This is a genomic window from Salinibacterium sp. AL4.1, from assembly GCF_059767305.1.
Map to the genome: position 1 here is coordinate 587723 of NZ_JBSOQK010000001.1, position 14238 is coordinate 601960.

Here is a 14238-nt window from a genome sequence, read left to right on the forward strand (position 1 = left end):
ACACGCACTGCATGCTTGCGGCATACAATATTTCGCATGCCAGTGCCCGAAAAGAATGCTGTCCACAAGCGATCGCTCTTGCGCGACGACGTGTACACGTCGATCCGCGACGCCATCGTCGATGGCACATTTGCACCGGGTGAGCGACTGCGCGACGCCGAACTCGAAAAGTGGCTCGGCGTCAGCCGCACCCCCATTCGCGAAGCACTGCTTCGACTCGAACGCGGTGGCCTCGTAATTTCGCACCCCGGCAAGGCAACCCTGGTCGCGCCGTACGACCCTGCATCCACTCATGGCGTTCAACAGGTCACTGCAGCGCTGCACGAGCTCGCAGCGCAGCTAGCGCTGCCTCGACTCACCCCCGATCACTTCAGCGCGATGTCGGCAGCAAACCGCCGCTTCGCGAGTGCTCTTGACGCCGAAAATGTAGACGCCGCACTCGACGCTGACGACGACTTCCACGATGTCTTCATCAACGCCAGCGGTAACGACACCATCGCTCAAGTGCTGAGCCAACTCACCCCGGTGCTCCGTCGGGTGGAAAGAATGCGGTTCAGCTCTCACTCGGGGCGCGAGTCTGTGCCGCAGCACCAAGCGATCATTGAACACGCGCGCAACGGCGACAGCGAAGCGCTTCTCACGGCCGTTCGGCTCAATTGGTTGTCACTACCTCACGTCGCTGAATCCCCAGACGCGTGATTGTTGTGCTCGACCCACAAAAATTTGTGAAAACCTTTCGCTAACGCCCTCCGGTCGGGCACAATAGTCCCGGTCGCGTTTGACGCGCCCCAACACACTTAGACGTCACCTAGCACGATGTCCTGAGGGCGATCCCATCTCAGCCTCCCCCCGAATTTGGCTGCAATGAGTTTGCCCGGCGCGGTCGCCCTCAGGAACATCACTTCTCGCAGAGGCTCATGCTGCGTCATCGTCAGAGCACGCTCTGCCGGTCGCGCTGACCCCGCTACACACACGCAGAGTCATAGCCTGGTCTGCGCCGAAGACCGCAAAAAACGCAGACGCCCGAGGGCATCTGCGTTTTTGGTACGCGGTTGTCGTGACTGCGACTAGGCGGACTTCTCCGCACGTACTGGCTTGCGAGGAACGATCGTGGGGGCAGCGTTCTCCAGAACGGCAGCCTTAGTTACGATCACGCGACCGACGGTTTCATCAGACGGCACGTCAAACATGATTGGCCCGAGAACTTCTTCGAGGATTGCGCGCAACCCGCGAGCACCCGTTTGCCGAAGCACGGCAAGGTCGGCAATCGCTTCGAGTGCATCGCGCTCGAACTCCAGTTCAACACCGTCGATCTCGAACATGCGCTGATACTGACGCACGAGCGCGTTCTTGGGAGTGGTGAGGATGTCCATCAGGGCGACCTGGTCGAGCTGGGTGACCGTGGTCACAACAGGGAGGCGACCGATGAACTCAGGAATGAGACCGAACTTGTGGAGGTCTTCAGGCAGAACCTCACCGAAGAGGTTCACATCGTCGCCCTTGCTGTGAAGCGGAGCACCGAAACCAATGCCCTTCTTACCTGCACGGTTGGAAATGATCTCTTCGAGACCCGAGAAAGCCCCTGCCACGATGAACAACACGTTGGTGGTGTCTACCTGTATGAACTCCTGATGCGGATGCTTGCGCCCGCCCTGGGGCGGAACGGACGCGACAGTGCCCTCAAGAATCTTGAGAAGCGCCTGCTGAACGCCCTCACCAGACACGTCGCGCGTAATGGAGGGGTTCTCGGCCTTGCGAGCGATCTTGTCGATCTCGTCGATGTAGATGATGCCGGTCTCGGCGCGCTTGACGTCATAGTCAGCTGCCTGCAGGAGCTTGAGGAGGATGTTCTCGACATCCTCACCGACGTAACCGGCCTCGGTCAGTGCGGTGGCATCCGCAACAGCGAACGGAACGTTGAGGCGCTTGGCCAGCGTCTGAGCGAGATAGGTCTTACCGCAACCGGTGGGACCGATGAGCAGAATGTTCGACTTGGCAATCTCAACATCGTCAATGACCGCATCGGCGGAGGTGATGGTGCTGCGAGCACGAACACGCTTGTAGTGGTTGTAGACGGCAACGGAGAGCGAGCGCTTGGCTGCCTCCTGGCCGATGACGTATTCCTCAAGGAAGTCGTAGATTTCGCGTGGTTTAGGCAGGTCGAATTCGCTCGACGGCTCTTCGCCCGCTTCAGCAAGACGCTCTTCGATGATCTCGTTGCACAGATCTACGCACTCGTCGCAGATATAGACACCCGGACCGGCAATCAATTGCTGTACCTGCTTTTGGCTTTTGCCGCAGAAGGAACACTTGAGCAGGTCCGCGCTTTCCCCAATTCGGGCCATGCCGGTTCCTCTCCCTGAGTAAATACCTTGATAACGAGCCTAACCCGATATTCGTTCAGTCTCGTCACCATTACCGGCGGCGTTTCGGCGAGTCGGTCGCACTGCAATATCCCCGTTTCTTGGCGGATAACGAGGCCTCGAAGAGGAACTAGGCTTGAAGGGCTAGCGCCGATAACCGAAGGAGCCCCATGCATACTCGTGCCATGCGCGTGCTCCGCGGCAGCCTTGCGGCTTTCTTCGCTACGTTCACTGCCGCGTTTTCTCACCAACTTGCTGGCGGTGTTTCGCCGTCGCTGTTCGGCATGGGCGTCTCGCTTGTGCTCTCCATCTCCGTCTGCACCTTGCTCACCGGCCGCACGGTCTCGCTTGCACGGTTGAGCATCGCCATACTGGCGAGCCAGGCGATGTATCACGCACTGTTCAGTTCCATGCTCGCCCCGGCGCAAATCGCTCAACACGACATGGCGGCAATGACCTTCGACTTGCGCTCAGTAGCGCAGTCTGCTGATTCGGCGATGTCGCTCTCGCACATCGTCGCCGCCATAGTGACCATCGTGGCTTTCCGTCACGCCGAAGTCGCGTTCTGGGGCCTGTTCGATACAGCGCGGATGTTCGTCTCGCGCCTTTTCGCCACGCTCGCCCTCGTCGCAACTCCTGTGCTGGAGTTCCGCCTTGAGCCACGCAGTGCGCCAGTGGTGCAACTCGTCGCTCGCTTTCTCTCCATTACGCGCTATCGGGGCCCACCGGCCGCTCTCGCCGCGGCCTAACGACGCCGCACAGCATCCCCGATATTTGTCGCTCATTCGCGACCCTTTTTGAGAAAGAACACAATGAAAAACTTCACTAAAGCTGCCCTCGCACTCTCTGCAGGTGCTGCACTCGCGGTAGCGGCTCCGCTCGCAGCGATGGCTCACGTCACTATTGACCCGGGCCAGGCAGACGCCGGAAGCTACGCCCTCATCACGGTCAAGGTTCCCAACGAATCAGACACCGAGAAGACCAACAAGGTCGAGCTCAACCTGCCCACGGATACTCCATTCACGAGCGTGCGCTTCGTGCCTGTTCCCGGCTGGGACGCTGAGCTTGTGCGCAGCGAACTGCCGGAGCCCGTCATGGTCGGCGAAAGCGAGATCACCGAAGCAGTGACCTCGATTGTGTGGACAGCCCAAGCGGGTTCCGAAATCGGAGACGGCGCACTGCTGCTGCTTCCGATCTCGCTCGGACCGGTTCCGGATGTCGGAAGCGTTGTGCTGACGGCCGACCAGACGTACACCGATGGCACCGTAGTGAGCTGGAGTGATACTGAAGAAGGAGCCGAGAAGCCCGCACCTGTCCTCTACGTCAACGACGCACCGGTGGACGACCACGATCACTCTGAAACGGAAGAAGACGCTCACGGTGACGACCACGCGAGCGAAGACGAGAACAGTGACGCTGCAGCAGCATCCAGCAGTGACCCCGTTGCCCGCGGACTGGGAATCGCCGGCCTCGTTGCCGGTCTCGGCGCGCTCGTAGCGGCATTCGCGTTCCGCCGCCCCGCCACTAAGTAGTTCGAACCATGCGTCGAGTTAATCGCATCGGCGCCGCGTTCAGCGCGGCCACGATCGCAGCTCTGCTGCTGCTCGTGGCCGCGCCCGCGTCTGCCCACAACTACCTCGTCGACAGCACCCCCCTCGAGGGCGAAACCCTCACCGTGCTGCCCGACGAGTTCTCCGTCACCACCAATGACGTATTGCTCGACCTCGCCGGAGACGGCGGAGGTTTCGCGATTCAGATTCTGGATGCCGACGGCGGCTACTACGGCGACGGCTGCGTCAGCATCCGCGACGAGTCGCTCTCCACGCTCGCGGCTCTCGGTGAGCCCGGCGAGTACCGGATGCTCTGGCAGCTGGTGTCAGCCGACGGCCACACCATCTCTGACGAGATTAACTTCACGTGGCAACCGGATGTCGATCAGGTGCTCTCCGAAGCGTTGGATGCCCCGCCAGCCTGCGGCGGTGGGTCGCTCGAGGAGAGCACTCCCCCGGCAGCATCCGAAGGCTCCGACGGCAGCAACGATACTGACGGTTCTGATGCCGGCACGAGCATCGATGCTGAAACGGTCGTGTTGATCGGCGGCGCGATCGCGCTCGTTCTCATTGCTGGCGTGGCGATCTTCTTGATCTCCGTCAAACGCAAGAAAGACGAGCAAGAGACGTCTTAGTCTCGTCCGCCAGCGTCGTGAACTAGGTTCTGAAAACTTAACCGCTCATGCCGCGGGCGGAACGGGCTCCGCTCACCCGCAGCCGCAGCTCTCCCGAATGGTGAGATCTAGCGGAAGAACACGATTATGGGGAGCATCGCGAGACCCCGGAGTGGCGTCAAGAAGAACATCCACACCGAGCGACGCCGCCGTGTGGAACGGTTGCTGAACAGTTGTGAGGCGGGGCAAGACGATGCTCGACTCTTTGAGCCCGTCGAATGAAATCAGCGCGAGGTCTTCGGGAATGCTGAGACCCGCTTGCGTGGCCGCCGTCATGATTCCGAACGCTTGCTCATCGCTGTGGACAAAGATTGCGCGCGGACGCGTGGGCCGCGCAAGAATAACCCGCGCGAGCGCGAAAGCACTGTAGCGATCGAATTCGCTCTCAAATACCTCGTGATCCTCGGCCTTCATGCCCTTCGCTTCGAGCGCGTCGCCCCACCCTGCTAGACGGTCACTGACGCCATAGAGGTGCGCCGGGCCAGAGAAACACGCAACGGACTCGTACCCGTGGTCGAGCAGATGCGAGGTGGCGGCAAAACCTCCGCCTCGGTTATCAACCAGAATCGCGGTCGCTCCAAGCTCGCTTGCCGGGCGGTCGAAGAACACCAGAGGTGTGTGGTTGCTCTCAAGCACGCTGGAGGTCTCTTCATGACTTGAACGGCGCTCATCCGTGCTGCCGACGAAGAGAATCCCCCGCACTTGGTGTTCCATGAACGAGCGAAGGTGGCGCGCTTGTCGCTCGTCGCTATTCATGGCGTTCCCGAGCAGCAACGAATGACCGCGTGCAAGAGCGGAGTTCTCGACTTCGATGGCAAGCTCGCTGCAGTACGGGTTAGTGATGTCGGAAGCAATCAGCCCCAAGACTGTGCTGGATGCCGACGCCAAAGCACGAGCCGTGGCGTTGGGGCGGTAACCGAGCCGTGCAACAGCATCGAGCACGCGTTGCCTGGTGGGCGCTGCAACATTCCGAGGGCCGTTGTTCATGACGTAGCTGACAACAGCCGTAGAAGTGCCCGCTTCGCGAGCAACATCGTCTCTGGTTACCACGGTGTATCCGATCCCCTTATTCATCAGTGTTGTCGCCCTGTGCTGCGTGGAGTCCGTGGATGACCCGCACCTCGCACAAGCGATCGTGACGCGACCCGCAGCACAAGGCTAAAGATAATTCACTTTACCTGAAAAAAATCTACGCGGGTAGGCAATAAAGGTGCGTACGGCAAGAATTCACGCAGATTTCTATGTTTCTTTGACGTTAAATCTGCGCGATCACAGGGCTATTTTCAGTATTCACGCTTGACCCTGACAAAACGGTCTGTTTGTATAGTCCACAATCTACCCGCGTAGATCGCTAAACAAACCTCACATCGCACGCTCGTCCGGCGATTCGAAAGGAACCAAGGCTGTGGCTCATTCCTCACTCCCCTCGCCCCACCACCACGCGCCGACCTGCGCACCAGTTGTCGCGGCTGACGTGCCAGCGTGGGTCGCGAAGGCCCAGTCGCACTCTGATCACCTACTCTCGCTCGCGGGCCCTGTCGCTCATCGTGCCGAGGTCGTCGGTGTCCTCGCCGACGACGAGGCCGACTGGACTTTCGGCAACTTCATGTTGACGTGGTTGGACTCAAGCCAAGCGGTTCGCCGCATCTGGCATCTTCCCGACGCAGCGTTCTTTCTTCGCCTCATCGAGATCGCTTATGCACCGGTGCTCGAAGCCAACCCGTCCTACCGCGCATTGCTGACCGGTACCAGTCGCATCCAAATGTCGATCACGAACGACATTCTCCAGATCCAACTCGACGGGCTTGTCGAGGACTACACGATGATTCGGCACCACGCCCTGATGCTCTTCAGCTCTGCACTCTGGCTCGATGAGCCTCAGCGCAGCCAGTGGCTCGCTCTGTACGACGATCTCGTCACCTACGTAGATTCCCGTCCTGAAGGACGGCCCCACGTCGACTCGCTCGCTGCGGTCGAGAGCGCAGCTTTCGCCGACTTCGTGACGTTGGCCCCTCAGACCCTTACGACGGAAAGCGCCGACGCGCTGCTCAACGACCGCGAGGCACTCGCCAACGTTCTCGACTATCAGCTGTACGCCGGCGTAGCCATCGGTCTCCTCTGGCGCGAGTACCGCGCGCTCGACGAAACCGAGCACGAGGAGTGGTACCGCATCCAACTTTCCGAACGCTACCTCGACACCGATTATCTGAAAACCGAATGGATGGCACAGTAATGTCCCACGACCACAGCGCCTCGGCGCCCGCCGAGAACCTTGACCTCGTCATCACCAACGCAAAAATTCGTTCCGACGATGATGCGCTCTACAACATCGGCGTCAAGGCCGGCATCATCGTCGCGATGTCGAGCAACCTCCAAGATCTGGGCTCCGCGACCGAAACCACAGATGCTGCTGGCCGCTGGGTGATTCCCGGCGCGATCGATTCACACGCCCATATTAACCAGCGTGCTGACGAGTACAACCACATCCCCGGCCTTGGCCCGGACGATAACTTTGCCGCCGAATCGCGTGGCGCGCTGGCCGGTGGCTGCACGACAGCCCTCAACTACGTGCAGTTCGGCACCCCGTCACTTCTTGACTCGTTCCACGATGGCCTTGCCGCAGCACGCGTTCAGTCTCAGATCAATGTGATGTTCCACGGCTGCCTCATGAATATGGGCCAGGTTTCAGAGATCGAACAGGCAACCAAGGAAGGTATGCGCACCTTCAAAATCTTTATGCCCTACCGGGGTGAAGAGGCGAAGAACCTCGGCGGAATCGGCAGCCTCAACCACGCGCAAATGCGGGAGGCGTTCGCCGCAATCGTCGCGAACGGTGCTCAGGCCTTGGTGCATGCCGAGGACGGCGACATCGTCGACGCGGCGATGCAAACGGAGAGCACCGCGGGGCTTGACTCACTCGCAGGATGGGAGCGCTCGCGCCCCACCATCGCCGAGGGAGATGCCGCGTGGACTGCCCTCTACCTTGCTGAGGAAGCAGGGTGTCAAGTATCGATCGTGCACGTTTCCAGCTTGGAAGCCATCAAAGCGCGAAAGGCGCTGGGGTACCCGGGCGCAGCGCTGGAGTCATGCGTCCACTACATGGTGCTCAGCACAGAATCCGCCATCGGCCCCGAGGGAAAGGTCGCCCCGCCGATCCGCGACCGCAGCCTTTCCGACTCCATTACTGAAGCCGTTCTCGCTGGCGACATTGACTTCTTTGGATCCGACCACAACGAGTGGCCAAGCGCAGCAAAGACCGACTGGGAGACATCCAAGCCTGGATTGCCCGGCATCGGCCTCATGCTTCCCCTCCTCTTGACACACCTCGTCGTTGACAACGGCATGAGCATGGAAAAACTCATCGAACTCACGTCCCGCAATGCGGCCCTGCGGTTTGGGCTCGAGGGCAAGGGAAAGGTCGCGATCGGCATGGATGCTGACCTCGTCATCCTCGAGGAGGGCGAGCGAGTCGTGCGGATCGAGGATCTTCACTCGCCCATCGACTACTCACCCTACGCCGGCATGACACTGCGTATGTGGCCGAGCGTCACCGTCTGCGGCGGCGTCGTCGTCTTCGCCGATGGGGCGTTCCCGCGCGAGGACTTCCGTGGAGAAATGCTGAACGATCGCTTCCGGACAGACCCCGTACTTGCGGTCTGATCCTCATCATCACCAACTAATAAGGAGCCCATTACATGCCACGGTCAATCATCCTCGATGTCGACACAGGAACTGACGACGCGATTGCAATCATGATGGCAGCGCTATCGCCAGAGATCGACCTCGTTGCGTGCACCACAGTATGGGGCAATCGTCCAGTCGAGGACACGACGGACAACACGCTCCGAGTGCTCGACTACATCAATCGCTCTGACATCCCCGTCTACCGGGGACTCGATGAACCATTCGGCCCCATCGTTGTACCGCAGCCGAATCCTTCGGATGATCACAGCGGCGGAAAGATGCACCCGAAGGAACTCGACCTTCCACCGGCCAGTTCCGTCGCTCAAACACAGGGCGCTGTCGAGTGGTTAGTCGAAACGCTGCGGGCTCGCACAGAGCCCATCACCCTCGTGCCGGTCGGACCGCTCACAAACATTGCTGCGGCGATTACCCTCGACCCGTCCATCATCGACAAGGTCGACGAGATCGTGATTATGGGTGGGGCTCACGCTTTCGGTAACGCAACGCCGTCAGCAGAATCGAACATCTGGCACGACCCCGTCGCCGCCGACGTTGTTTTCAAAGCTGGCTTCGAACGCATCGTCCTCGTTCCCCTCGATTCAACGCACGACGCACTCGTTACCGGAGCGCAGGCATCCGAACTTCAGGCTCTCGGCACTCCTGCGGGGTTGGCGACCGCGATCTGCATTCAACAGCGCATTGTCGCTCACGATGAGAGCCAGCCGCAGGCGATTCCGGACAGCGCCCCCATTCACGATGCTGTCTGCATCGCGTATTTGCTTGACCCCGCTGTCATTCCTCTTAACCACCTTCACGTCGGCATCGAGACAACAGGAGTGCGCACCTTCGGCAGAACTGTAATCGACGTTCGTCACCGAGGCATGGAAGAACCGAATGCGTTCGTCGCTTTGACGGCGGATGCTGACGTCTTCTATCGACTGCTAAAGGAGTGTGTCTCTATCCAGCGCTAACTACTGCTTCTCACGTTTCGAATATTTCGCTCCACCTAAGCAAGGGAAAACAATGAAACGCAACATCGCAACAATGAGCACGGCGCTCGGGACGGTAGCTATCATGGCGCTCGCCGGATGCTCCGCCGGCTCCACCCCCACCATCGCCGGCTGCGAAGACGGCGTCACGGAACTCTCCGTACTCCGCGCAGAGAATAACTCCCCCACTGACGAGCAATTGGATGCCTACACGGCCGCCAACAAATGCGTCATTTTCACCGTGGACGAAGTTCCGTTCGGCAACTTGGCAGAAAAGATCGCGGTGCTCGCGCCGTCGTCGAACCCGCCAGACATTGTCGGATTCGACGCTCCAAGCACCGCATCCTACGCATCGCAGGGCTTCTTGCTTCCGCTTGACGATTACCTGCCCGATGGCTGGTTTGACGACGTGACGTCAGCGACGTTGACAGAGAACTCGTGGGACGGCCAGGTTTACTCGCCCGGCAACGAGCAAGACACTCTCTCCTTGTACTTCAACAAGGAGCTGACTGATGCAGCCGGCATCACACCTCCCACCTCTCTTGACACCGCGTGGACATGGCCAGAGGCGCAAGCCGCAATGCTGACCTGCCAGGCATCGGCAACCGAGGCTGCTGGGTCAACCGTGTACGGTCTCGCACCGTCACGACTCGGAGACGGTACCCCGGGAACGTCGTACCGCGATCAGCTCTTCTTGCGCAGCATGGGAGACCCCACTGCTCCTGAGTCGTCATCGGCGTACAAGACGTTCTATGCAATCTCTGACGACGGCACCACTGTTGATGGCTGGTTAAACTCGCCTGAAGCTATCGAGGGCGCGACCTTCTACCAGAACTTGTTTGAAGGCCCGGATGCTGTGACGTCGAAGACTGGTCTTCCTAATGCGTTGATTGATGGCAAAGCGTGCTTCGACCTCGAAGTGAGCTCCAACGCTACGACTCTTACTAACGCGGGAGTGGACTTCGGTGTGAGCCCAACGCCGTATCTCGTTACCCCGGTTGTGCACACCGGCGCTGTTACATTCGGCGTCACCGCACGATCGAACAACGCAGAGGCAGCGGCCACGGCCGTTGTCGCGATGGACACCGGCGACCAGTACCTCGAGTGGGTTGAAAACAACCTCCGGATCCCTGTGTTGGTTTCGACGACCGAAGCACTGCCGTCGCTTAACGAAGCACCGTTGAACATTCCCGTCCAAGAGATTCAGGAGTGGGGCGTACCGCGCCCTCCCGGACCTCACTTCGATGCGTATGACCTCTACGTCACCGCAGCGTTGAAGAACATCGCGTACGGAGCGGATCCGAAGACTGAGCTCGATCAGGCAGTCGCCAAGCTCGACCCGATCCTCTCGAAGTAGAACAGGAAAAATCGTCATGCATTCTGGCCCGATCGATTCCACGCCGCTCGCGGTCAGAGACCTGGGCGGGAGCACGTCGCTCTCGCCCAGGCGCAGATCGAAGATCGCGATGGGCAAAAACGCACTACCTGCGCTTGCGTTCCTCACGCCCTTCCTCCTACTCCTCCTCATTTTTCAGTACATTCCATTAGCAGTCATGGCTCGCAGCAGCGTGCTCGACTACAGCCTTTTCAACCCGGACAATTCAACGTTTGTGGGTGCGGATAACTTCATCCGTGTCTTTACCGACGCAGAAACAGTTCAGTCGCTCTTGGTCACGCTGGCATTCATCGTCGGCGTCCTGATCCTTGTCGTCCCGGCATCCTTCGCACTCGCAGTTTTCCTCAACGGTAAGCTTCCCGCTCGCGCAATCGTCCGCACGATGATCTTCCTTCCTGTCGTCACATCATCCGTCGTCGTCGCGACGCTGTGGACGTTCCTCCTTAACGAAACTGGGCTGATTAACTCCACTCTTTCGACACTGGGGCTCCCCACCGCTGGATTCCTCACCGACACGACTCAGGCGCTGCCAGCCATCATCGTGATGACGGTCTGGCAACAAGTGGGACTCGCGACCGTCCTCTTTCTCGGAGGGCTTCAGGCGGTTCCTGCCGAACTCAGCGAAGCCGCCAACATGGATGGTGCCGGGCCAATCCGCCGCACGCTCAGCATCACCTTGCCGCTACTTTCCCGAACGACGTTGTTCATCGTCGTGGTGATGACGGTGTTCGCGCTCCAAGCATTTGCGCCGGCATACATCATGACGGGAGGCGCCCCTCAGGGCACCACAAACCTCATCATCTACCACATCTACAAGACTGCGTTCATTCTTCAGCAGCCTGGCTATGCGTCGGCAATGGCGCTCGTCGTGCTCGTGTTCGCGATCATCATCAGCTTGATCCAGATGCGACTGCTCCGCACTCGCTGGAACTACTAGGAGGACGCCATGACTACGCAACGCATAGCGGAACCAGCTCAACTCCAGCGAATTACGCGCACTCTCGCCCGTTTCGCTCTTTCCTTCGTGGTCATCGCGATCATCGTGGGTGCATTTCTTTTGCCCTATCTGTGGATGGTGTCGTCTGCCTTAAAAAACCAGACCGCGATCTTCGACGAACTCAATCCGCTGTCGTGGAAGGTGTTTCTTCCCGTCGGCGGAACGATCGACAACTTCGTGGCGCTTTTCGAGAAGGGAATCGGTCTCGCGCTCGTCAATTCCCTCATCGTCGCGTTTATCCAAGTGGGCGGCACTCTGGTGGTGTGCACCCTCGCCGCCTACGCTCTGACACGAATATCTTTCAAGGGCCGCGGCGTAGTGTTCGCAGTGATCCTCGCTACTTTCATGCTCCCGGCAGAAGCACTCGTCGTGCCGATGTATGGCGTAGTCGCCGGGCTCAACCTGCAAGACACCCTCCTCGCCGTCGCACTCCCGTGGGTGTCAAGCGTTTTCGGTCTTTTCCTGTTGAAGCAGGCTTTCGAAGAAATTCCGATGGAACTGGATGAGGCTGCACGCCTCGACGGTGCAGGACACTTCCGCGTGTTCTGGTCGATCATCCTTCCCAACGTGCGTACATCTTTGGCAACGCTCTGCCTCGTTACCTTCTTGTTCTCATGGAACGCATTCCTGTGGCCACTGACCGTGGTTCAAAGTTCTCAGAATCAAGTGGTGCAAGTCGCCATAGCCCAGTCAGTGTCTGCCGGCGAGCTGCCCAACTGGGGTTTGACCTTTGCTGGCGCAGCAGTGGCCACAGTGCCCTTGATCCTGCTCTTTCTCTTCGCTCAGCGCTTCTTCGTGCAGGGCCTCGCTTCTTCCGGACTCAAGTAAGGACATCGCATGCACTCCGCTCCACGCTCCCTTTACGTTGCCAATTGCTCGCTGCTGTTTCAGGAGTTGCCGCTCCTGCAGCGCCCCGCCGCCGCCTACAACGCGGGTTTCGATTCGATCGAATATTGGTGGCCGTTTGAATCGGCCTCACCTTCCGAACGTGACGTTGACGCTTTCGTCAGTGCAGTCGATAATTCTGGCGCGAAGCTAGTCGGACTCAACTACTTTGCGGGTGACCTCTTCGGTCCCGATTGCGGTGTGGTCTCGCTCCCCGAGCGCCAAGCGGAATTTCGTGACAGCGTAGAAATCGCGACGGCCATCGGTTCGCGTCTCAAGGTGGGAGCGTTCAACGCCCTGTATGGAAATCGAGTTGAGACCTCGACTCCGGAAGCACAGGATGAGCTCGCGATCCAGAGCCTCGGCTTTGCCGCAGACGCTGCCGCCACGATCGGGGCGACAGTCCTCATCGAAGCTGTCAGCGGCCCCAAGCCTTATCCGCTGCGTACCGCAGCAGATGCGATCGCGGTGGTCGATCGCGTCCGAGCATCCGGACACTCGAACGTTGCTTTCTTGCTCGATATATTCCACTTAGCTGCGAACGGGGATGACATTTCCGCCGCTATCGCGAGCCATACCTCGGCCGTTGCCCATGTGCAAATTGCGGACTTTCCCGGCCGCGGAGAACCCGGCTCCGGAACGCTCGACTTCGACCGCTATCTCAGCGAATTGACCGAGCGAGGCTATACCGGGGCGGTCGCGCTTGAATACAAACCGTCCACTGGCGACACTCAAGCCAGCGTCGCCAATCTCAATGACTTCCCATCGATCACAGTTTCAGTAACGAGAGGTTTCACACAATGACAACGATTGCATTTATCGGACTCGGCATCATGGGAGCCCCCATGGCGGCAAACTTGGTCGCCGCCGGACACGACGTAACAGGATTCAACCGCAGCCGTGCCGCCGTCGACACGTTCATTTCGCAGGGCGGGTCAGGCGCACAGAGCGTCGAAGAAGCGATTGTCGGCGCCGAAATTGTGGTGACGATGCTGCCCGACTCCCCCGACGTCGAATCTGTGCTGAGCGGAGAAAACGGAGTCTTCGCGCGTGTGCCGCAGGGCACCCTCGTCATCGACTTTTCAACGATTCGACCGGATGTTGCCATCCGACTCGCCGAAGAAGCAGCGACCGCGGGCGTCCAGATGCTCGATGCTCCAGTTTCAGGTGGTGAAGCAGGAGCTATCGAGGGTGTTCTCTCGGTCATGGTCGGAGGATCAGCAGAGGCCTTCGCTCAGGCCTCTGCCGTGTTCGACGCCGTTGGCTCAACCATCGTTCACGTGGGGCCGTCGGGTTCGGGCCAGACAGTGAAGGCCGCCAATCAGCTCATTGTGGCCGGCACGATGGAACTCGTCGCCGAAGCTCTCGTCTTCCTCGAGGCTCACGGTGTAGACATGGAACCGGCAGTGAAGGTGCTCTCTGGAGGTCTTGCCGGCAGCACAGTTCTCTCGAGAAAAGCCCCAAACATGCTCTCTAGAAACTTCGCACCGGGCTTCCGAGTGACCTTGCACGATAAGGATTTGGGAATCGTCACGGCGGCAGCCCGGGAAGCCGGTGTCGCTATTCCCCTCGGTGCGGTGGTGGCACAGCTCATGGGCTCGCTCAAAGCGCGCGGTGATGGCGACCTCGATCATTCAGCATTGTTCACCCTCGTCAGTGAACTCTCCGGTCGCAGTGACGACCAGACTGAGGGATAAGTC

14 protein-coding genes are annotated in these 14238 nt (G+C 59.6%); 12 read left to right on the top strand and 2 right to left on the bottom strand.

All coding sequences use genetic code 11. The features are described from left to right. The first annotated feature begins 36 nt into the window (after positions 1–36). Positions 37–699, top strand: a complete 663-nt coding sequence (locus tag ACWTV3_RS02840; RefSeq protein WP_498476749.1) for a GntR family transcriptional regulator — start codon at positions 37–39, stop codon at positions 697–699. Between the two features lie 368 nt (positions 700–1067). Here the strand turns inward: ACWTV3_RS02840 and clpX are convergent, their stop codons facing one another. Beyond that, complete coding sequence (gene clpX, locus ACWTV3_RS02845; protein ID WP_100388719.1) at positions 1068–2345, bottom strand: ATP-dependent Clp protease ATP-binding subunit ClpX; 1278 nt, start codon at positions 2343–2345, stop codon at positions 1068–1070. A gap of 188 nt (positions 2346–2533) precedes the next feature. On the opposite strand from clpX, the gene ACWTV3_RS02850 reads away from it, so the two are divergent. From ACWTV3_RS02850 to ACWTV3_RS02860, 3 genes are all read left to right on the top strand, one after another. Then, positions 2534–3112, top strand: a complete 579-nt coding sequence (locus tag ACWTV3_RS02850; protein WP_498476750.1) for a hypothetical protein — start codon at positions 2534–2536, stop codon at positions 3110–3112. Between the two features lie 63 nt (positions 3113–3175). Next, a complete protein-coding gene (locus ACWTV3_RS02855) occupies positions 3176–3895 on the top strand; it encodes a YcnI family copper-binding membrane protein (protein ID WP_498476751.1) in 720 nt (239 codons plus the stop codon). Positions 3896–3903: 8 nt separating this feature from the next. After that, the gene (locus tag ACWTV3_RS02860) at positions 3904–4548 is read left to right on the top strand and encodes a copper resistance CopC family protein (RefSeq protein WP_498476752.1); all 645 of its coding nucleotides are present in this window, start codon (positions 3904–3906) and stop codon (positions 4546–4548) included. A gap of 72 nt (positions 4549–4620) precedes the next feature. On the opposite strand, the gene ACWTV3_RS02865 is transcribed toward ACWTV3_RS02860, so the two are convergent. Then, on the bottom strand, positions 4621–5637 hold the full coding sequence (locus ACWTV3_RS02865; protein ID WP_498476753.1) for a LacI family DNA-binding transcriptional regulator: 1017 nt from the start codon (positions 5635–5637) through the stop codon (positions 4621–4623). A 355-nt stretch (positions 5638–5992) separates the two neighbouring features. Here ACWTV3_RS02865 and ACWTV3_RS02870 point away from each other — a divergent pair, with 355 nt between their 5' ends. The 8 genes from ACWTV3_RS02870 (at position 5993) to ACWTV3_RS02905 (ending at position 14235) form a co-directional block, all read left to right on the top strand. Then, the gene (locus ACWTV3_RS02870) at positions 5993–6820 is read left to right on the top strand and encodes a hypothetical protein (protein ID WP_498476754.1); all 828 of its coding nucleotides are present in this window, start codon (positions 5993–5995) and stop codon (positions 6818–6820) included. After that, positions 6820–8247, top strand: coding sequence for a dihydroorotase (locus ACWTV3_RS02875; protein WP_498476755.1), 1428 nt, complete (start codon positions 6820–6822; stop codon positions 8245–8247). The genes ACWTV3_RS02870 and ACWTV3_RS02875 overlap by 1 nt, the downstream gene beginning before the upstream one ends. Positions 8248–8282: 35 nt before the next feature. After that, on the top strand, positions 8283–9242 hold the full coding sequence (locus ACWTV3_RS02880; RefSeq protein WP_341619684.1) for a nucleoside hydrolase: 960 nt from the start codon (positions 8283–8285) through the stop codon (positions 9240–9242). 52 nt (positions 9243–9294) lie between these two features. Continuing rightward, positions 9295–10617 (top strand): ABC transporter substrate-binding protein, encoded by a 1323-nt coding sequence (locus tag ACWTV3_RS02885; RefSeq protein WP_498476756.1) that lies wholly within the window; start codon positions 9295–9297, stop codon positions 10615–10617. Between the two features lie 196 nt (positions 10618–10813). Beyond that, positions 10814–11593, top strand: coding sequence for a carbohydrate ABC transporter permease (locus tag ACWTV3_RS02890; protein ID WP_498476757.1), 780 nt, complete (start codon positions 10814–10816; stop codon positions 11591–11593). Between the two features lie 9 nt (positions 11594–11602). Continuing rightward, on the top strand, positions 11603–12481 hold the full coding sequence (locus ACWTV3_RS02895) for a carbohydrate ABC transporter permease (protein ID WP_498476758.1): 879 nt from the start codon (positions 11603–11605) through the stop codon (positions 12479–12481). 9 nt (positions 12482–12490) lie between these two features. Then, positions 12491–13342, top strand: a complete 852-nt coding sequence (locus tag ACWTV3_RS02900) for a hydroxypyruvate isomerase family protein (RefSeq protein ID WP_498476759.1) — start codon at positions 12491–12493, stop codon at positions 13340–13342. Next, the gene (locus ACWTV3_RS02905) at positions 13339–14235 is read left to right on the top strand and encodes a 2-hydroxy-3-oxopropionate reductase (RefSeq protein WP_498476760.1); all 897 of its coding nucleotides are present in this window, start codon (positions 13339–13341) and stop codon (positions 14233–14235) included. Before ACWTV3_RS02900 ends, ACWTV3_RS02905 begins: the two co-directional genes overlap by 4 nt. The last annotated feature ends 3 nt before the right edge of the window (positions 14236–14238 follow it).